The sequence below is a fragment of the Chryseobacterium limigenitum genome, assembly GCF_900114875.1.
Lineage (GTDB): Bacteria > Bacteroidota > Bacteroidia > Flavobacteriales > Weeksellaceae > Chryseobacterium > Chryseobacterium limigenitum.
Window position 1 is genome coordinate 15,110 of the sequence record NZ_FPKW01000015.1, and the last position, 19,786, is coordinate 34,895.

Below are 19,786 nucleotides of genomic sequence, written 5' to 3' on the forward strand. Positions count from 1 at the left end.
ACTTTTGTACCAATGGAAAAAGTAGCTTTTATCATCAATCCTTTTTCGGCCAAGAAAAATTATCAGCCATTTCTTAATGAACTGATAAAAAAGGTTGGAAATCCTCTGTATTATGTTTCAGAATCTATTCAGGGAACGGATGATTTTATTCAAAATAACTTTGAGAAAATCGATATTTTTGTGGCGATTGGTGGTGACGGTACGATTTCTACGGTGGCCAGAAATCTTATCAATACAGAAAAAGTCTTAGCTATTTTCCCTGCGGGCTCGGGAAATGGGTTCTCTAATGAAACAAAATTCAGTAAGAACTTAGACGAGCTTTTAGATAAAATTAAAGCAAAAAATTCCAGAAAGATAGATACATTTACGGTTAACGAGAGGCTTTCTATCAATGTTTCGGGAACTGGTTTTGACGGAAAAGTGGTCAAAGAATTTGAAAAAACCGATCGTGGATTCAAAAACTATATCAAAGTTTCGCTTAAAACTTTCTTTAACTACAAACCGATTAAGGTTAAATTTTCAGATGAAAAATATCAACAGTACAACGGCAAATATTTGATGCTGAATATCGCCAACACCCGTCAGTTCGGTAACAATGCCTACATTGCTCCAAACGCGAGCAAAAGTGATGGTTTGGTAGATATGGTTTTGGTTAAAAAATTTCCGTTGACCTATTCTGCACTTTTTGCCTTTAGAATGTTTACAAAAAGATTGAAAGACGACAGTTACGTAACTTATCTACCTGTCTCAGAGATCGAATTCAAAGTAAATACCAAAAATTGGCATTTGGACGGAGAATTCAACAAAATAAAGTCGCCAATTCATGTGAAAGTTCAGCCTTCAAGTTTGAATATTTTGATATAAGTTTAGTCATCTAATTGATTCCATCAAAAGCGTAAATATCACCATAACCATCTTTACATTCTCTGAAAAACTCTTTAGGTAATCCATTTTTCAAACTGATTTTTGAGGCTACATTTTTACTACAGTTAGAATCTGTATTTTGGAAAATTAGAATTCTATTTTTCAGTTTTGTCGGTAAATCAATATTTAATGTCACATAATAATTTCCTAAATACTGATTATTTGCATTAAAAATTAAGATTCGATTTGTTGCTCTGTGTGATAATCCCCAGATCCATATTGAATTTAAAATTTTATATGTCTTTCCTTGATTTGTCTTTACAGTTCCTAAATAGGTTAAATGTGTTTCTGTTTTGCCTTTCTCATTCCATTTTCCAAAAACTAATTCTTTTCCAATTAAACCTTTTTTGAGAGCTTTTATTCTGATATTTTGATCATTGATTTGAGATATTCCAAATATTGGAATTAATAAAACTAAAGCGAATGAAAACCTCATTGTGTATATTATTTTCATTAAAACTAAACCTCCAATTTCTTCTCAATCTCATTCGGATGATCCAGACAATATTGCAACTGATCTTTATCCAATTGCTTTTCCCAGTTTGCAACTACTACCGTAGCCACGGAATTACCAATTACATTCGTTAAAGCACGGCATTCGCTCATGAATTTATCTATTCCAAGAATCAAAGTCATTCCCGCAATCGGAATTTCAGGGACAACAGCTAATGTTGCTGCTAAAGTTACAAATCCGGCTCCTGTAACTCCTGCGGCTCCTTTTGAACTTAACATAGCGACTAAAAGTAAGATTAATTGTTTCTCAATTGAAAGGTCAATATTTAAAGCCTGTGCAATAAATAATGAAGCTAAGGTCATATAGATATTAGTTCCATCAAGATTAAATGAATAACCCGTTGGAACCACCAAACCTACAATTGCTCTTGAACAGCCTGCTTTTTCAAGTTTCTCCATGATTCCCGGAAGAGCCGATTCTGAAGAACTCGTTCCTAAGACCAAAAGCAATTCTTCTTTCAAATAATACATCAGTTTAAAAATGCTGAAACCATTGTACCATGCTACAGCTCCCAACACCAAAACAACGAAAAGGGCAGAGGTAATATAAAAGGTTCCGACTAAAAATATCAAGTTTAAAACAGAATGCAGTCCATATTTTCCGATAGTAAAAGCCATTGCTCCAAAAGCTCCAATTGGCGCTAGTTTCATCAGCATATGAACAATTTTAAAGATCGGAGTTGAAAGATCCTGTAAAAAGTCTGTTATTTTCTGACTCTTTTCTTTGGTTAAAACCAAGGCGGTTCCCATTAAAATAGCAACTAAAAGAACCTGCAAAATATTTTCCCCAACCAATGGACTAAACAAAGTTTCGGGAATAATATTCATCATGAATCCTGTTAAAGTTGTTTCATGGGCTTTCTGTTGATATTGCGAAACGTCACCAGAAAGGGTAGCGGGATCAATATTTAAACCATGTCCCGGCTGTAAAATATTACCAACAATTAAACCGATAATTAAAGCCAAAGTGGAAAAAGTAAAGAAATAAATCATTGCTTTTATGGCAATTCTTCCCACTTTTTTTAAGTCTGTCATGTGAGCGATTCCCAAGGTTAAAGTGATGAAAATTACGGGAGCAATGATCATTTTCACTAATTTGATAAAACCATCACCTAACGGTTTCATTTTCTCACCCAATTCTGGATAGAATCTGCCTAAAAGAATACCTGCAATGATTGCTATAATGACTTGAAAATAAAGTTGCTGATAGATTTTTTTTGCTTTCAAAACGAAAAGTTTATGATTTTAAAGTCGGAAATTAAGCAAATTTATCTTCACAGATGATAAAAGTCAGGAAAATTTTCGGCGGGGCTTTCAGCCCCGCCGAAACTGATTGATAATAATTTTGAATTCTATTATTAAACCCTATAAGGTTTGATGTTGCTTGCTGTTTAAAAGGCTAAAATCATTCCACCGCAACAGAATCATCACCACGACCATCTGCAACTGCATGAATGGTTCCATTATCGTCAATGACAATCATTTCTGTTTTACCAATCTGTTTTATTTTTTCGATGACATAATTTTTAGCTTTTAACTCTGAAATCGTTGCTTCCGGGAAATTATTTTCAACAGAAACCGTTTCAGGAAGCCATTGATGATGAAATTTCGGAGCATTGACAGAAATATTAGCATTTAACTTAAAATCAACAACATCAACAATAGATTGGTAAACTGAGGTAGGAATAGTCGTTCCTCCGGGAGTTCCAACCACCATATAAGGCTTTCCGTTTTTCAGAATAATGGTTGGGGTCATAGAAGAAAGCATTCTCTTATTGGGCTGGATCGCATTGGCTTCTCCGCCTACAGCTCCAAACATATTGGGAACACCAGGCTTTACGGAGAAGTCATCCATTTCATTATTTAAAAAGAATCCTGCCCCTGTTACCAATACTTTGCTGCCGTAATATCCGTTAAGAGTTGTGGTTACTGAGGCGGCGTTTCCATCTTTATCAATCACCGAAATGTGTGTTGTTTCGGTTGACTCTTTAGGCTGTTTAATGATATTTCCAACCTCTGAACTTGGAGTTGCTTTATTGAAACTGAAACTTTTCCATCTGTTTTTTAAATAATTTTCAGAAATTAAGTAAGACGTTTTATCTTCAATAAAATCTGGATCTCCCATATATTCGGCTCTGTCGGCATACGCTCTTCTTTCTGCTTCTACCATGATCTGTACGGCAGGAGTGGAGTTTTGCTGATACTTTTCCAGGTTTTCAAAAGCAGCCATCCTCAACATTTGAGCTAAAAGAACTCCTCCGCTTGAGGGCAACGGCATTGTAACGACATTGTTTCCTTTATAATCGAATTCCAAAGCTTTTCTTTCAGCAACTTTATAGTTTTTTAAGTCCTCTAAAGTGATGATTCCGTTTCCTTTTTTCATTTCGGCAACCAAAAGATCGGCGGTTTTTCCTTCATAAAACCCTTTAGCTCCTAATTTTTGAATGAGTTTTAAAGTTTCTGTCAATTCTTTCTGAACCAAAAGATCTCCACCTTTCCAAGGTGTTTCTTTTACAAAAAGGATTGATGATTTATTATGCTTTTGAAAGTATTCTTTTTGGGAATTCAGCATAGCGGCTTCCTGATCTGTAATTGCAAAGCCTTTTTCAGCTAAATCAATTGCAGGTTGAATGATTTGATTCATAGGAAGTTTACAGTATTTTAAAGTCGCGAAAAATCCGGCAACACTTCCCGGGATTCCAACTGCCAGTCTCCCGTTTTGGGATAGATCTGTGTTTGCTTTACCGTTTTTATCAAGATACATGTCTCTTGAGGCTTTTTTCGGAGCTGTTTCACGGTAATCGATGGTAAATTTTTCACCATTACTTTTCGCGCCAACTAAAAATCCACCACCACCGATATTCCCGGCCTGAGGATAAACAACGGCGAGAGCATACTGTGTTGCTGTGATTGCATCATAGGCATTTCCGCCCATTTTTAAGATTTTTGCTCCGGCTTCACTGGCTAAAGGGTGCGCAGAAACAACAACTCCTTTATTTTTAACCTTAACTTCTTTTACAATGTTGATATCGGTGTATTGTGCTGAAACCGAATGAGAAAACAGAATGATGGAAATAATTAACTTTTTCATTTTTAAAAATTATAATCGAATTTACAATTTTGTTTTAGAATAGGGTCTAAAATTTCTATTTTTGCTTTTGATCATCAAATAAAAAAGTAAAAATGGAATCCTATACGGAAAGAATACTAATTACGGGTGCTTTGGGACAGATCGGCACCGAACTTACGAACAGGCTTGTTGAGATCCACGGTGCAGAAAATGTAGTGGCTTCTGGACTAGACAGATGGCAAAAGGGCATTACTGCCGCGGGTCATTACGAAAGAATGGACGTTACAAATACTCAGTTGGTAAGACAGGTCATTAAAGATTACGACATTACAACTGTTTATCATTTGGCTTCATTGTTGTCAGGGACTTCTGAAAAGCAACCAATTTTCGCTTGGAAATTAAACCTTGAACCTCTTCTTCAGTTTTGTGAAATGGCAAAAGAAGGTCTTCTTAAAAAGATATTCTGGCCAAGTTCTATTGCTGTTTTCGGGAAAGGAATTCCTAAAGAAAATGTAGCGCAGGATGTTGTTTTGAACCCTACAACGGTGTACGGAATTTCTAAAATGGCGGGTGAAAAATGGTGCGAATATTATTTCGACAAGTATGGAGTAGACGTAAGAAGTATCAGATATCCGGGATTGATCTCATGGAAAACTCCGGCAGGTGGAGGGACTACAGATTATGCTGTGGAGATTTTTTATGAAGCAATTGAAGAAGGAAAATATACAAGTTTCATTTCTGAAAATACAGGAATGCCGATGTTGTATATGGACGATGCGATCAACGCAACATTGAAATTAATGGAAGCTCCAAAAGAAAGTTTGACGGTTCGTTCGTCTTATAATTTGGGCGGAATGTCTTTCACTCCAAAAGAATTGGCGGAAGAAATTAAGAAAGAAATTCCAGGTTTTGAGATCGATTATAAACCTGATTTCAGACAGGCAATTGCAGATTCTTGGCCGGCTTCAATTGATGATTCTGTAGCGAAAAAAGATTGGGGATTAACGTATGATTTCGGAATTTCTGAGATGTCTAAAGACATGATCAAGAATCTTAAAGTGAAATTGGGTAAAGATTAATTTATCTAAAGTAAAACTTTAATTAAAAAGTATTTTAACATCTGATTATTAATTAAATATAAATTTTATCTAAAAATTAGTTTAAATGGTATTGTTCACTTTTAACATTATAAATACTGAAGCAGGAGTGAAAAACAGCCTTCAAATCACTGATGAAGAAAGACTGAAAATTACAGAAGATAATACAAAAGCTATTCTTAGAATTTTAGATATTCATGATGTAAAAGCAAGTTTTTTTGTGGAGGTTTCTATCGCTGAAAAACTTAAAAATCTGATAAAAGCAATTTCATCCCAAGGGCATGAAATTGCTTTTTATAATAAAAATTCCAGTCTTCAGGAAATTGAAGAAACTAAAAAAAATACGCAGGATTTTCTCGAAAAGCAGATCCGCGGAATCCGCCAAAAAGATTTTAAGCAGCCTCAGGAAAGTTTAAAATTGCTGGAATTTAATTATGTTTCCAATATCGATAATGCGAATATTCTTTTTCCTTTTAAGCGTCTAAAAAGAAACACGGAGATCACAGAAGAGGATGGATTGAGTGTTATTCCGGAAAGTATTTCGCCTTACTTCCAACTGCCATACAATGATTTTATGTTTCAGATTTTACCGATGAAATATTACCGGAATATGGTTTTTGAAACGTTGAAGAATGATGACTTTGTTTTGATCTACCTTAATTCGTGGCAGTTCACAGATTTCAAGAAATATCGATTTGATATTCCATATTACAGGAGCTTATTTTCGGGCAGAAAAATGGAGGACAAATTAGATGTCCTCCTTACCTGGATCAATGAGAATGACATGGCTACTTCTCGTATGAAAGATTATATTTTTTAGTTTTCTTTTTGTTCTTTTCCCACGGATTTCACAGATTTGCACAGATGTTTGTGCTTTAAATTTATAAAAGTAATAATGTATTTAGAAAGTTTATTTAAACGCTAAGATTTAATTATTAAAGCCGTTGATTTTTAGAAAGCAAAGGCAAATAAATTTGCTTCGCGAAGTTGGAACGATAGCTTAATCAAATCAACATGTTGATTCATCTTTGCTCACTTAAATATAATGTTCAAAATAAAACCTTTGCGTTTAAAAATTCTCTAAAATTTTTTAGATTAAGCATATATTTGTGTTATTCGTGTAAAAAATAGTGTTATTTGTGTTTAAAATTAAGCCAATTCAAAAAGCGTAATTTCCGGTAAAACTCCAACTCTTCCAGGGTAACCTAAAACGCCGAATCCTCTGTTTACGTAAAGCATTTTTCCTTCGCTTTCGTATAAATCAGCCCATTTAGGGTAACGGTATTGTACAGGTGACCATTTTATGTTTTTTAGATCCAAACCAAACTGCATTCCGTGTGTGTGACCTGAAAGTGTCAAATGAACGTCTGTCGGGTGTTTTTTTACCACGTAATCGAAATGAGTAGGGTCATGGCTCATTAATATTTTTGTTGCTGATTCCGGAACTCCTTTTAAGGCGTCATCAAGCTTTCCAAATTGAGGGAAAGGTTTTAATCCCCAGTTTTCAACGCCCAGAATATAAATTTTCTCACCGTTTTTCTCGATAACTCTATGTTCGTTTCGAAGCATATCAAAACCTGCTTGTTTTTCGTAATCGATGAGTGTATCAAGATTTTTCTTCTTAGCGTCTAATGAAGTCCATGTTACGTAATCTGCATAATCGTGATTTCCGAGTACGGCAAACTTACCATCCTTCGCTTTGATTTTTGAAAATAAAGGAATGAACGGTTTAAATTCATCCGCGATATTATTTACCATATCTCCTGTGAATAGGACTAAGTCGGGATTTTGTTCATTAATTAAATCAATCGCATGTTCCAGTTTACTTGGATCAGAGAAACTTCCGCTGTGAACGTCAGAGATTTGTATTATTTTATATCCTTTAAAGCTTTTCGGAAGGTTGGTGAAATTTATTCTCACTCTTCTTACTTTATGGCGGTATTTCCCGAATGTAATTCCATCAATAAATAACGCTGAGAGTACACCTCCAAGACCAAGTCCCATAATACTTAAAAACTTTCTTCTTTCCGGGAAAAAGTTTTCAGTAGGCCTCGTTAGTCCGATTAAATACCCCCCCGTTCTAAAAATATCATCAATCAATAGAAACAGAACGATGAAAATTTTAGGCAAAATAAAGACTAAAAATAATGAGATCATGATTTGTGCCCTCACTGTACTTCTGTCCGATCTTTGGAAGTGGGAAACTTCGTAGGCGAAAAATCCGTAAACAGCCAAAGATACAATCCAATATCCGGCTCTTATCCAAGGATTATCCGTTAACGTTCTTATTGCCTGATAGATATAGATTTCTAAAAATAAGAAGATCGCAGCAATAAACAAAAAATTTCTTTGCATAATAATGTTTAAAAAAAGCACAAAGAATAACTTCCCTGTGCTTTTTATATTTTTAAATTAAATATTTTTAAGGAAATCTATAAACGATAGCATTGATGTTCATTCCGGCACCAACCGAAGCCATAACAATATTACCTTTATCTTTAAACGAATGACCCTCCATTTTTCCTTTAATTATTAAATCAAATAATGTAGGAATTGTTGCTACAGAAGAATTTCCCAGCTTCTGGATCGTCATAGGGGAGATGGAATGATCATACTCTTTCACATTATAAAGTCTGTGAATTCTTTCGATCATTGCGTAATCCATTTTAGCGTTTGCCTGATGAATTAATATTTTATCGATGTCTTCAATAGAAAGCCCCGCATCATCAATCGTTTCTTTTACAGCTACAGGAACATTTTTAAGAGCGTACTCATAAATTTTTCTCCCAAGCATTCTGATATAGAATTTTTCCTGATCTGCTTCTTGGTTAAGAGATCCTCCGCTTACTAAATAATCAAGCTCAGGGCCGTTGTCGCAAATTGTATTATGGTTAATAATTCCTACGTTTTCTTCGTCAGTGGCTGTTACAACAACTGCTCCGGCTCCGTCTGCAAAAATCATTTTATTTCTGTCGTAAGGATCTGTAACACGGCTTAATGTCTCACTACCAACAACAAGAATCGTTTTTGCAACATTAGCTTTAATCAAATTATCAGCCAAGATCATTGCTTCTACCCATCCCGGACATCCGAAGATCATGTCATAAGTTATACACTTTCTGTTTCTGATTCCTAAGTGGTTCTTCACTCTTGCTGCCATTGTTGGCATGAAATTCACAAGACCGGCAGTACTCACCTCACCAAAATTACTTGCGTAAATGATGTAATCTAATTCCTCGGGATTTACTTTGGCATCTTCAATGGCAATTTTGGATGCTTCGTAACCAATCCTTGAATTAGAATTATCGTCTTCAATATATCTACGTTCTTCAATTTCTGTAATTTCTACAAATTTTGAGATGATTTCTTCTGTAGGTTTTTCTATTTTTTCACCTTCATCCGTATAGAACTCAGCATCCATGAAATAGTCTCTACCAATAACTCTATTAGGAATATAAGATCCAGAACCAATAATGATCGTATTCGGCATTCGTTTAAATGATTTTTTTTAAAGACGCAAAGTTAATAATTAATATTAATAAGAAAGAATTAAAAATATTATTAAATTTGCAAAAATTGTACTTTACAATCTATGAAAAATAATCCATCTTTAAAAGGTTTAGCGATTGCTGTTGTGGTGTTTATGATGGCCTTTGGGATTTACTTCTTCTTTTTAGCTAAGAAAAATTATTACTTAGTAGATAATCCTACGCCTAATACCTATTATTATAAGATCAATAACGGTTCCGAAGGAATTATTTCTGCAGGGCAGTTTGTGCATGTAGATCTTAAACAGGGTAAAAATGCCATTAAAGTTTTTGATCAGAATAAGAAATTACTCTATGATTCTGCGTTTGAAGTGAATAAAATCCGCGGGCTTTTGAATATTGCTCATGAAGATTATTATGTTAATCGTCAATATTATGGATACAATCTTAAAAAAGATTCATTACTTTTGGCGCTGGATAAGACTGTTATAGACGGAAAACAGTATTTTGGGGCGCCAAAACGCTTCAATAAGCTTTATACAGAAGATTTTTACTACAATGTAGATGAAGATTATGATAAAATGATCAAAAACATCCAGCAGGTAGAATCAAGATCAAAGATCTTCAGAAAACAAGATTTCCTTAATTATTATAAAGAATATTACAAGTTTTGACAAACGATATCAACAAAGTGACTCCCTACAATTCTGAGGCTACGAAAAAGAGCCAGGTAGAGGATATGTTCGACAATATTGCACCGAAATATGATCTTTTGAATCATGTTTTATCCATGAAAATTGATGTTTTGTGGAGAAATACATTGGTGAATATGATGAAAAAAGATAACCCGCAGGAAGTGCTGGATGTAGCTACTGGAACGGGAGATCTGGCCATTGCCATCGAAAAAGGAACCAATACAAAAGTAATTGGTTTGGATTTATCGCAACAAATGTTAAATGTTGGCGTTATTAAAATAAAAAAACTTAAATTAGACGGCAAAATTTCCATGCAAAAAGGGGATGCAGAAAATTTACCTTTCGAGGACAATAGATTCGATGCGGTTTCCGTTGCATTTGGAGTAAGGAATTTTGAGAACCTTACCAAAGGTTTAGCAGAGTTAAGAAGGGTAGTAAAGGATAACAAGAGTGTTTACATACTGGAGTTTTCAAAGGTTGAGGGGTTTTTAGCACCATTTTATATGTTTTATTTCAAAAATATATTACCTGCCATCGGCAGACTGGTTTCTAAAGATAATAGGGCATACACATACCTTCCGGATTCTGTGAATGCTTTTCCTTTCGGGGAAAAGATGAGACAAATTCTTTTAGATACAGGATTTAAAAAAGTTGAATATAAAAAACTAAGTTTAGGTATAGCCACAATTTATAAAGCAACAAAGTAACCTATGAATAAATTTCTATTAAAAGCACTGGTTTTAGCCTCAGTAAATATTGCTGTTTTTGCAGACGCGCAATTTAGAACCCGAAACAGAATGGACAAGTTGGAAGATTTCGACCAGCAGATATTCAGTTGGGGGTTTTATTTAAATGGTAATATAGTAGACTACCGTATAGTACTTAACCCAAGATACGGTATGGAAGGGAACCAAAATCTTGTTTCATCTAAAAATAGTAAAAGTTTCGGGGCGGGTTTGATCGCAAAATGGAGACTTAACGATTATTTAGATCTTAAAGTTGAACCAGGCTTGCAATTTGCTCAGAGGGAATTAACTTTTAATACACAGTCAAACGACCAGTACGCTGCAGGAACTTTGACGAATGCACCTTTTATTCCAATTCCATTGAATGATAAAGACAAGACAAGACAGATCAAATCTACTTTGGTGGATATTCCTGTAATGTTGGAGCTTCATGGTCAAAGATGGTACAACTCAAGGCCTTATGTTGCTGCCGGGGTGAATTACATTGTGAATTTACAGTCTAATTCGGATTCTACGGATGATAACCAGCAACAGGTATTCAGATCTACAACGCATAACTTTGCATGGTCTGCCGAGATGGGTATTCAATTTTATTTCAATAAATTTAAATTGACGCCGGGAATCAGAGGAACATTCATCATGAACAACGAGTTGGTGGCAGATAATGCCAATACACCACCTTATTGGACGGCTGCAATGTCTACACTGCAGACAAGAGCCGTATTCTTTGTATTGAAATTTGAATAAGAAAATAAGCTTAAAAAATATAAAGGAGGTGTGTTACATCTCCTTTTTTGTTGGAAAATCAAAATATAGGGAGTTTTATTTTTGTTACTGTCATTATTTTTTTATTTTTGCTAATAGTTAGAATATAGAAACCTGAAATGCTTCAAGATTTAGAAAACAATTTTTCAGAATTAGAGAAAAAGATTTTGAACTTACAAAAGAATTATCAAAATCTTAATGAAAGATTAACAGAATTAAATACAGAGCATGAAGAACTGAAGAAGAAATACGATGAGGAGAGAAAAAAAAATCAGGTATTAGCAGAAGAACAAAAAAATATAAAACTTTATTCAGCAATATCAGGAAACCCTGAACACAATAGGTTAATGAAAAATCACATCAACAGATTGGTAAAAGAGGTAGATTTCTGTATTGCTCAGCTTCAAAACAGTGGATTATAATGGAGGTAAGAAGAATAACCATCAATATCGCAGGAAGAGTATATCCGCTGAATGTGCCCGCAGCAGAAGAAGAAACTTTAAGAAAAGTGGGGAAGCAAATTGAGAATATGATTAAAGATTTTGAACAAAACTTCGATGTAAGAGATAAGCAAGACGCTCTGGCAATGTGTGCCCTGAAATTGGGAACTAATGCAGAAGTGGTATCTCTGAACTACGAAAAAAATATAAATTCTACCAACGATAGATTGGCAAAAATCAATCAGTCGTTGAATGAAATTGGAAAATAGATTTTTTTTTCCAGAAAACCTGCCTACAATAATTCTAACACATTAAAGGTAAACTCAACGCTAAAAAATTACCGAACAAACATCCATCGAATGGCGCGCCGGTTATCCGGATTACAGACAGTGGAGATCAGTTCAAATCGTGTTGATTAGGAGTTTACTCTATATCACTGGATTATTGTAGGCTTTTTTATTTTAATATTAACATAGACAATTAAAACTCAATATATATGACAACAGCCATTATAGTCGGCGTTATTTGTTTAGTAGTTGGTGCAGTGCTGGGGATGCTTTTCTCTAAGAGCTCACTGAATACTAAAGCAAAATTTATTATAGATGATGCACAGAAAAATGCCGAAAACCTTATAGAAAAAGCTAATGTACAAGCTGAATCCATAAAAAAAGAAAAGAACCTTCAAGCTAAAGAAAAATTTCTTGAATTAAAATCTCAGCACGACGCAGACATCCAATCGAGAGAAAAGAAAATGCAGGAGGGCGAAAAAAGGATCAAGGACAAAGAAAATAAGCTTAATGACGAACTTAGCAAAGCAGGAAAGCTTGAAAAAGACTTGGACAGACAGATTGCTGATTATGCTAAGAAAACTGAAATTTTAGATAGAAAACAACAGGAGCTAGACATCATAACTTCTAAGAAAGTTGAAACTCTTGAAAAAATATCTAACTACACAGCTGAAGAAGCTAAAGCAGAATTGGTAGAATCAATGAAAGCTGAAGCAAAAACCAGAGCTCAGGCTCACGTTCAGAGCATCATGGAAGAAGCTCAGCTGAATGCTAAAGGTGAAGCGAGAAAAATCGTTATTCAAACGATCCAGAGAATCGGAACAGAACAGGCGATCGAAAACTCGGTATCAGTATTTAACATTGAATCTGATGAAGTAAAAGGTAGAATTATCGGTAGAGAAGGTAGAAATATCCGTGCTTTAGAAGCGGTAACGGGTGTTGAGATCATCGTTGATGATACGCCGGAAGCGATTCTTCTTTCATGTTTCGATCCTGTAAGAAGAGAAATCGCAAGGTTATCACTGCACAGATTGGTAACAGACGGTAGAATTCACCCTGCAAGAATTGAAGAAGTTGTTGAAAAAACAAGAAAACAAATCGAGGACGAGATCATTGAAGTTGGTAAAAGAACAATCATTGATTTAGGAATTCACGGTTTACACCCAGAATTGATCAAGATCGTTGGTAGAATGAAATACCGTTCTTCTTACGGACAAAATTTATTACAGCACTCAAGAGAGGTAGCCAACATCGCTGCAACAATGGCTGCTGAATTAGGTTTAAATGTAAAATTAGCGAAAAGAGCGGGTCTATTGCACGATATCGGTAAAGTTCCTGAGCAGGAGTCTGAACTTCCTCACGCTTTATTAGGGATGCAGTGGGCTGAAAAATACGGTGAAAATGCAGAAGTTATCAATGCGATTGGAGCTCACCACGACGAGGTAGAAATGACGTCATTATTATCTCCGATCATTCAGGTTGCGGATGCTATTTCTGGGGCAAGACCGGGAGCAAGAAGACAGGTTCTTGAATCTTATATCCAAAGATTAAAAGATCTTGAAGCGGCAGCATTAAGCTTTGAAGGGGTTTCCAGCGCTTACGCAATCCAGGCAGGTAGAGAGTTGAGAGTAATGGTAGAAAGCGGAAGAGTAAATGACGAAACTGCTTCTCAGTTATCTTACGACATTTCTGAAAAGATTCAAAACGAATTAACATATCCCGGACAGGTAAAAGTAACAGTAATCAGAGAAACGAGAGCTGTGAATATTGCAAGATAATAATCAGTCAAAGATATTTTATAAAAACCTTTCAAGTAATTGAAAGGTTTTTTATTTTTATCAAAATTTAAAAATGCAAGAACTGTCATTGTCTTCAAAACTGAAGTACATTTTTTCTATTCCCGTGATCATTGCGGCCCTGGGCTATTTTGTTGATATTTATGACCTGCTTTTATTTGGGATCGTAAGAATTCCGAGCTTAAAAGCTTTAGGCTTAAATCCTGATGTAGACGGCACTTTTATCCTCAACTGTCAGATGATCGGGCTTCTGATCGGAGGGATTTTCTGGGGTGTTTTCGGAGACAAAAAAGGAAGGCTGTCTGTATTGTTCGGATCGATTTTAGTGTATTCTTTAGCGAATATTGCCTGTGGATTTTTACCCCATTTTCCCAAAGAGCATTTAGTGTATTCTTATGCCGGATTAAGATTCATCGCAGGAATTGGTCTTGCCGGTGAACTTGGAGCGGGAATTACACTGGTTTCTGAAAGCTTACCAAAGAGTTTAAGAGCAATCGGAACTTCAGTCGTAGCCGGTTTTGGATTAATGGGAGCCGTGGTAGCTCAATTAACTGTAGAATTAGCTGGAGGTTGGAATATTTCTTACATCATCGGTGGAGTTCTCGGAATTATGCTTTTATTTTTAAGGATAAGTGTTTCAGAATCGGGTATTTATAAAAATATTGAGATGAAATCTGTCTCCAAAGGAAATTTTCTCTCCTTCTTTACAAACAAAGACCGTTTCATAAGATATATAAAATGTATTGCTGTCGGGTTGCCAACTTGGTATTGCATTGGGATTCTAGCGGTATTAGCGAACCAATTTGCTCCTGAATTCGGAATTAAAGACCTGAACCCAGGGAAAGCGATAATGTGGGCTTACGTCGGAATTTCCGTCGGAGATTTAGCGAGCGGATTTATTTCTCACGCATTAAAATCTCGTAAAATGGCGATTTTCTACATGTTGATGTTCACTTTACTCGGCGTTGCTATTATGCTCTTCGGAAATACGGATACCGAAACAAAATATTACCTCTTCTGCGTCTGGCTTGGTTTAGGAACCGGATATTGGGCGATGTTTGTGACATTGGCGGCAGAACAGTTCGGTACGAATATCAGAAATACAGCAACAACGACGGTTCCGAATATGGTAAGAGGACTTGTTCCGGTAATGATTTTGGCTTTTGATCTTTTTAAAAATAATTTTTCAGTGATCGTAAGTGCTGCGATTGTCGGTGTCATTGTTTTTGCTTTGGCACTGTATTCTGCATTGACAATTTCTGAGACGCACGATAAAGATCTGGATTTTACAGAATAAGGTGTTTAAATAATATTTTCCTTTTTTTATCGTTATTTAAATAGTATCTCCAATAATATCAATGATTATTAAATAAAAAATGAATTATGTTGCAAATAGTATATTTTTGTTTAACTTTGAAATGATTAAACTATATTGTTAACTCCAAAACCAAATCACATGTCAAACAACATTTTAAAAAACGCCAAGAAATTAAGAAAAGATGATCTTAAAAACATCATCGGAGGAATCGGTAAAATCGGGACTCCGGATTTATCACTTTGCGGATGCAGCTGCACAGGAGCAGTGACAGGACCTAAATATTGCTCTCAATACATCGGTTGTCCGCAGGTAATTACTTGCTAAGCAATTTTTAGAATTATTTCAACCTAGAAATAAACATTTCCACATTTAATATGCAAAAGCCTTCTGGAATATTCCAAAAGGCTTTTGTATTTTTAGTTCATTATATAAAGTAAACTTCCAATACTGATCGTAATCCAGAGAATTACTGCTGAAGCTAAAGGTTTTAAACCAATTGTTTTCAAGGTTTGTAAAGAAAGAGTAGAACCGATTAAGAATAAAGTTACATTCAATCCAGATTTTGAAGCCTCAGTAATAACGGAACTAAAACGATCGAAGAAAGGAAAATAAGTATTAACAAGAATAGCGAGAATAAACCATCCGATAAACCATGGAATTTTTATTTTTGAACCCTTATTTTTAAAAATAAACATGGTAATAACGGATAAAGGAATAATCCATAATGCTCGGGCTAGTTTTACGGTAGTCGCTATTTTTAACGCTTCATCACCATATTTACTTGCTGCACCAACTACGGAGCTGGTATCATGAATTCCGACCGCGCACCACAACCCAAATTGTTCTTGACTAAGATGTAAAATATGCCCAACAAAGGGATAAACGAACAATGCGACTGAATTAAGCGTAAAAATAATGGCAAGTGCCAGAGAAATCTGTTTTGTACTTGGTTTAATGATGGGAGAGGTTGCTGCAATAGCACTTCCTCCACAGATAGCGGTTCCCACAGAAAGTAAATAAGAAAGCTGTTTGTCGAGTTTATATATTTTTCCTAAAAAATATCCTAAAACCATAACAGTACAAATACTGACAATTGTTAATATAAATCCTGTTTTCCCGGCTTGTAATGCTTCATCTAATTTTAATCCGAAACCTAATCCTACAATGGAAACTTGTAATAAAAGATGGATGTATTTATGCAGATGCTTTTCGAAGGGATTGCCTATGAAAATGGCTAAAATAATTCCCAAAGCCAAGGCAATTGGTGAAGAAATAAATGGAGTAAGGCAAAAGATAATCACCCCAATGAAAATTATTTTCTGTGAAGTCTCGTTTTGAATAAAATTCTTCATATTGTAAAGTTTTGAAATCATGGTTCAAAATTCTACAATTTATTATTACGATGTAAATCGTATTTTGTTATACTGGATAACTTTTAGTTATAACTGATGAATCTTAAAAATAATTGAATCAGCTCAGACTGTTCTCCTTTGGGAAAGATATAATGAAAATTTCTTTCAATACTGAAGTTTTTAATATCAACAATCGTCAAAACGTTATTTTTTAGTTCATTTAAAACAGTACTGATCGATAAAAAAGCCATACAATCGGAATGTAAAAGATAGTTTTTGATACTTTCACTGCTTCCCAATTGCATTACAGTATTCAAATCATCAATATTAATTCCTTTTTCTTTTAAACGATTTTGAATAAATTCCTGAGTTCCTGACCCTTGCTCGCGAAAAATTAAATCCAGGTCATAAAGATCTTTTAGGTGTAAATCTTTGCTGGCTAAAGGATGATTGGTTTTGGCAACAAGTACAATTTCATCGGCTTTAAAAGTGATATATTCAAAAAAAGAAGATTGAGATTCTCCCTCAATAATACCCAGATCTATTTTGCCGTCTTTTAGAAGAGAAGAAATTATTTCAGTATTTTGAGTGAGTAATTCTATTTTGATGTCTTTATAATAAGAGTTGAATTTTGCCAGAATTTCTGGTAAAATATATTGGGCGATGGTTGTACTGGCTCCAATGATCAGTTTTCCTTTGTGCTGCTGATTCATCTGGTTGATCTCAAATTCTAAATCACGGGACATATTCCTGATTTTTTCCGCGTATTCGTATAAAATTTTTCCACTTTGGGTTAATTGAATAGAAGTTCCTTTTCTGTCAAATAACTTTGTATTAAGTTGATTTTCTGTTTCTTTAATATGCTTGGTAACTGCAGGTTGAGAAATATTAAGTTCTTCCGAGGCTCTTGTGAAACTCAGTCTGGAAGCAACGGTATGAAAAACTTTTAATCTGTAATCAAACATATTCACAATTTATTTAAAGAAAAAATTATTATTTTGAATATAATCTCTACTTATTTTAATACTCTCAAAAATATCCTTATCACTCGAATCCTGTTCAACAAACCAATGTTGTAAGCCTGCTTTTTCTCTTGCTTTAAAAATTCTCTTAAAATCAATAACTCCGTTTCCTATTTCAGCGAAATCTTTTGTATCCTTTTTCATGTCCTTCACGTGCCACAAGGGAAAACGGTTAGGATATTTTTCAAAATACAATAAAGGATCGAGCCCGGCTTTTGAGATCCAATAAAGATCGAGTTCCATTTTCACAAGATCGGATGAAGTTTGATTTAAAATAAAATCATACACATTTTGATTTTCATTAAATTTTTCAAACTCGAAATCATGATTATGATACGCAAACTGAATTCCTGATTTTTTGGTAGTTTCTCCACATTTTTCAAATAATTCGGGCAGTTTTTTATAGTTTTCAATCGTTCTTTCTTCATCAAAAAGATAAGAGCAGACCATATATTTTGACCCGATGAACTGTAAATCTTCAACCGATTTCTCCCAATTGTTTAATAAAGTTCCTTTCTCTTGGTGAATAATTCCGGTTGTATGATGAGAACTGATGACTTTTAATCCTGTATTTTTTAGAATAGATTGAAACTCAGTTCTGCTTTTTCCAAAGAAAGTTCCGTTGTAACCATAAATTTCCAAGTCTTGAAAGCCCAAAGCTGCAAGTTTTTCCAAAGCCTTTTCCAGATCATATGAAATTGCATCACGAATGGTGTAAAGTTGTATTGCCAAAGGTTTTTTATTTGTTTTTGAGTGAAAAATTCCGCAGGAATACAATCCTAGAAATCCCAATGAAGAAAGCTGTATGAAGTCTTTTCTAAGCATTTTTCAGAAACTATAAAAAAGGTTTCATTTCATCTTCAATCTGTGTTCTGAGATCCATCAGACGTTTTGCATACTGTTCCTGCTGTTTTTCCTGTTCGGTTTCAGGAATCCATTTTGGGACAGGAAGTTTTTTTCCGTTCTCATCAACGGCCACAAAAACAATGATACAGTGTGTTTTCTTATCAAAAGTAGGCTGTTTCAGGTTTCTTGAGAAAACATTGATCGAAATATGCATACTTGAAGAACCAGTGTAAATGACCTGTGCTTCCACCTTTACAATTTCCCCTATTTTGATGGGTTCATAGAAACGTATTCCGCCAACATACACAGTTACGGAATAATTTCCGCTCCATGTTGTTGCACATGCGTACCCTGCTTGGTCGATCCACTTCATTACACTTCCTCCGTGAACATTCCCTCCATAATTAACATCCGAAGGCTCAGAAATAAACTGAAAAGTGATAGGCTTGTTATCCATTATTATAAAATTTTAATAAAGGTATTTAATAATTCTTAAAATGGCAGATTAAATCATACTTTTGGAGGTTGGAACTTTCGTAAGAGTTTCATTTAACAAAAAATAACTTAAAAAAATAAATGAAAAAAGTATTTTATCTTAATACATGTGACACTTGTAGAAAAATATTAGCACAGTTTAGTCTTAAAGATTGGGAACTTCGTGAGATCAAAAAAGAGCCTATAACGATAGAGGAATTAGAAGCGATGCATAAAATTGCAGGATCTTACGAAGAATTATTCAGTAAAAAATCTACTCAGATCAAATTGAGAGAGCTGGATCTGAAAACGTTGGGAGAGGAAGATTTTAAGGAGCTTTTGCTTGATCATTATACATTCCTTAGACGTCCGGTATTCCTTACTGATAAAGAGATTTTTATAGGAAATGATAAAAAAAATATTGGAGAATTGAGAGATTATTTTCACTCGAACTAATATCATTACATCATCATTTGCTGTTCTGATTAGATAAGAATTTCAATGAAGTATTTGGTTTCCATATTGATTTTTATTTCGTTTAACCTGATTGGGCAAACGGTTTATAAAACACCTTCAGGGGCAAAATATCATCTGTCTGCCTGTAAAGTGGTTAATAATTTTTCTTCACAGCTTGATGTGGCTCAGGCGGTGAAAATGGGTTTGGAGCCTTGCAAAAAATGTAATCCGCCAAGACCATCTGTGTATGGAATTGTTTCTAAACCTAAAAAAGTAAACGGAACCAATAAAGGAAATCGCTGTCCCGGAACAACAAAAAGGGGAACAAGATGCGAGCATTATACTAAAATAGGAAACGATTATTGTTTTCAGCACGCCCCAAAGTAGTGTCAGTCTCTCAGGCTGACAGCAATTTTCTTGTGAAAAAGGTTAATATTTTTAATTAAGAATTTAACTCACATTTTAATCTTGAAATTACTTCATATTTTACAAACATA

Annotated in this window: 22 protein-coding genes; 13 read left to right on the top strand and 9 right to left on the bottom strand. The window is 34.7% G+C overall.

The window, feature by feature from the left end:
- Positions 1–12: 12 nt before the first annotated feature.
- Positions 13–864 (top strand): diacylglycerol/lipid kinase family protein, encoded by an 852-nt coding sequence (locus BT156_RS15940; protein ID WP_072411531.1) that lies wholly within the window; start codon positions 13–15, stop codon positions 862–864.
- A gap of 10 nt (positions 865–874) precedes the next feature.
- Here the strand turns inward: BT156_RS15940 and BT156_RS15945 are convergent, their stop codons facing one another.
- The 3 genes from BT156_RS15945 to ggt form a co-directional block, all read right to left on the bottom strand.
- On the bottom strand, positions 875–1,360 hold the full coding sequence (locus tag BT156_RS15945) for a hypothetical protein (protein WP_072411533.1): 486 nt from the start codon (positions 1,358–1,360) through the stop codon (positions 875–877).
- 23 nt (positions 1,361–1,383) lie between these two features.
- Positions 1,384–2,664 (bottom strand): dicarboxylate/amino acid:cation symporter, encoded by a 1,281-nt coding sequence (locus tag BT156_RS15950; protein ID WP_066750550.1) that lies wholly within the window; start codon positions 2,662–2,664, stop codon positions 1,384–1,386.
- A 178-nt stretch (positions 2,665–2,842) separates the two neighbouring features.
- Positions 2,843–4,528 carry a gamma-glutamyltransferase gene (ggt, locus tag BT156_RS15955; protein ID WP_072411535.1) on the bottom strand — a complete coding sequence of 562 codons (1,686 nt, stop codon included), beginning with the start codon at positions 4,526–4,528 and terminating at the stop codon, positions 2,843–2,845.
- Between the two features lie 92 nt (positions 4,529–4,620).
- On the opposite strand from ggt, the gene BT156_RS15960 reads away from it, so the two are divergent.
- The gene (locus tag BT156_RS15960) at positions 4,621–5,586 is read left to right on the top strand and encodes an NAD-dependent epimerase/dehydratase family protein (protein ID WP_072411537.1); all 966 of its coding nucleotides are present in this window, start codon (positions 4,621–4,623) and stop codon (positions 5,584–5,586) included.
- An 85-nt stretch (positions 5,587–5,671) separates the two neighbouring features.
- Positions 5,672–6,424 (top strand): polysaccharide deacetylase family protein, encoded by a 753-nt coding sequence (locus BT156_RS15965; protein ID WP_072411539.1) that lies wholly within the window; start codon positions 5,672–5,674, stop codon positions 6,422–6,424.
- A gap of 329 nt (positions 6,425–6,753) precedes the next feature.
- On the opposite strand, the gene BT156_RS15970 is transcribed toward BT156_RS15965, so the two are convergent.
- On the bottom strand, positions 6,754–7,959 hold the full coding sequence (locus BT156_RS15970; RefSeq protein WP_072411541.1) for a metallophosphoesterase: 1,206 nt from the start codon (positions 7,957–7,959) through the stop codon (positions 6,754–6,756).
- Positions 7,960–8,026: 67 nt separating this feature from the next.
- Positions 8,027–9,094 carry a 3-oxoacyl-ACP synthase III family protein gene (locus BT156_RS15975; protein WP_072411542.1) on the bottom strand — a complete coding sequence of 356 codons (1,068 nt, stop codon included), beginning with the start codon at positions 9,092–9,094 and terminating at the stop codon, positions 8,027–8,029.
- Positions 9,095–9,196: 102 nt separating this feature from the next.
- On the opposite strand from BT156_RS15975, the gene BT156_RS15980 reads away from it, so the two are divergent.
- The 8 genes from BT156_RS15980 to BT156_RS16015 all read left to right on the top strand — a co-directional run bounded on the left by BT156_RS15980 (position 9,197) and on the right by BT156_RS16015 (position 15,463).
- Positions 9,197–9,766, top strand: coding sequence for a hypothetical protein (locus BT156_RS15980; protein WP_072411544.1), 570 nt, complete (start codon positions 9,197–9,199; stop codon positions 9,764–9,766).
- A complete protein-coding gene (gene ubiE, locus BT156_RS15985; RefSeq protein ID WP_072411546.1) occupies positions 9,763–10,494 on the top strand; it encodes a bifunctional demethylmenaquinone methyltransferase/2-methoxy-6-polyprenyl-1,4-benzoquinol methylase UbiE in 732 nt (243 codons plus the stop codon). Before BT156_RS15980 ends, ubiE begins: the two co-directional genes overlap by 4 nt.
- Positions 10,495–10,497: 3 nt before the next feature.
- Positions 10,498–11,280, top strand: a complete 783-nt coding sequence (gene porT / locus BT156_RS15990; RefSeq protein ID WP_072411548.1) for a type IX secretion/gliding motility protein PorT/SprT — start codon at positions 10,498–10,500, stop codon at positions 11,278–11,280.
- A 137-nt stretch (positions 11,281–11,417) separates the two neighbouring features.
- Positions 11,418–11,720 carry a hypothetical protein gene (locus tag BT156_RS15995; protein ID WP_072411550.1) on the top strand — a complete coding sequence of 101 codons (303 nt, stop codon included), beginning with the start codon at positions 11,418–11,420 and terminating at the stop codon, positions 11,718–11,720.
- A complete protein-coding gene (locus tag BT156_RS16000) occupies positions 11,720–12,007 on the top strand; it encodes a cell division protein ZapA (RefSeq protein ID WP_072411552.1) in 288 nt (95 codons plus the stop codon). The genes BT156_RS15995 and BT156_RS16000 overlap by 1 nt, the downstream gene beginning before the upstream one ends.
- 227 nt (positions 12,008–12,234) lie before the next feature.
- A complete protein-coding gene (rny, locus tag BT156_RS16005) occupies positions 12,235–13,803 on the top strand; it encodes a ribonuclease Y (protein WP_072411554.1) in 1,569 nt (522 codons plus the stop codon).
- 73 nt (positions 13,804–13,876) lie between these two features.
- Positions 13,877–15,118, top strand: coding sequence for an MFS transporter (locus tag BT156_RS16010; protein ID WP_072411556.1), 1,242 nt, complete (start codon positions 13,877–13,879; stop codon positions 15,116–15,118).
- Between the two features lie 159 nt (positions 15,119–15,277).
- Positions 15,278–15,463, top strand: coding sequence for a hypothetical protein (locus tag BT156_RS16015; protein ID WP_066759412.1), 186 nt, complete (start codon positions 15,278–15,280; stop codon positions 15,461–15,463).
- Between the two features lie 92 nt (positions 15,464–15,555).
- Here the strand turns inward: BT156_RS16015 and BT156_RS16020 are convergent, their stop codons facing one another.
- From BT156_RS16020 to BT156_RS16035, 4 genes are all read right to left on the bottom strand, one after another.
- On the bottom strand, positions 15,556–16,491 hold the full coding sequence (locus tag BT156_RS16020) for a YeiH family protein (RefSeq protein ID WP_228430167.1): 936 nt from the start codon (positions 16,489–16,491) through the stop codon (positions 15,556–15,558).
- Positions 16,492–16,574: 83 nt separating this feature from the next.
- Complete coding sequence (locus BT156_RS16025; RefSeq protein ID WP_072411560.1) at positions 16,575–17,456, bottom strand: LysR family transcriptional regulator; 882 nt, start codon at positions 17,454–17,456, stop codon at positions 16,575–16,577.
- Positions 17,457–17,465: 9 nt separating this feature from the next.
- Positions 17,466–18,338 (bottom strand): sugar phosphate isomerase/epimerase family protein, encoded by an 873-nt coding sequence (locus BT156_RS16030; RefSeq protein ID WP_072411562.1) that lies wholly within the window; start codon positions 18,336–18,338, stop codon positions 17,466–17,468.
- Between the two features lie 10 nt (positions 18,339–18,348).
- Complete coding sequence (locus BT156_RS16035) at positions 18,349–18,816, bottom strand: acyl-CoA thioesterase (protein ID WP_072411564.1); 468 nt, start codon at positions 18,814–18,816, stop codon at positions 18,349–18,351.
- A gap of 119 nt (positions 18,817–18,935) precedes the next feature.
- On the opposite strand from BT156_RS16035, the gene BT156_RS16040 reads away from it, so the two are divergent.
- Both BT156_RS16040 and BT156_RS16045 read left to right on the top strand, forming a co-directional pair.
- The gene (locus tag BT156_RS16040; RefSeq protein ID WP_066750506.1) at positions 18,936–19,289 is read left to right on the top strand and encodes an arsenate reductase family protein; all 354 of its coding nucleotides are present in this window, start codon (positions 18,936–18,938) and stop codon (positions 19,287–19,289) included.
- Positions 19,290–19,334: 45 nt separating this feature from the next.
- Positions 19,335–19,676 carry a hypothetical protein gene (locus tag BT156_RS16045; RefSeq protein WP_072411566.1) on the top strand — a complete coding sequence of 114 codons (342 nt, stop codon included), beginning with the start codon at positions 19,335–19,337 and terminating at the stop codon, positions 19,674–19,676.
- Positions 19,677–19,786 lie beyond the last annotated feature (110 nt).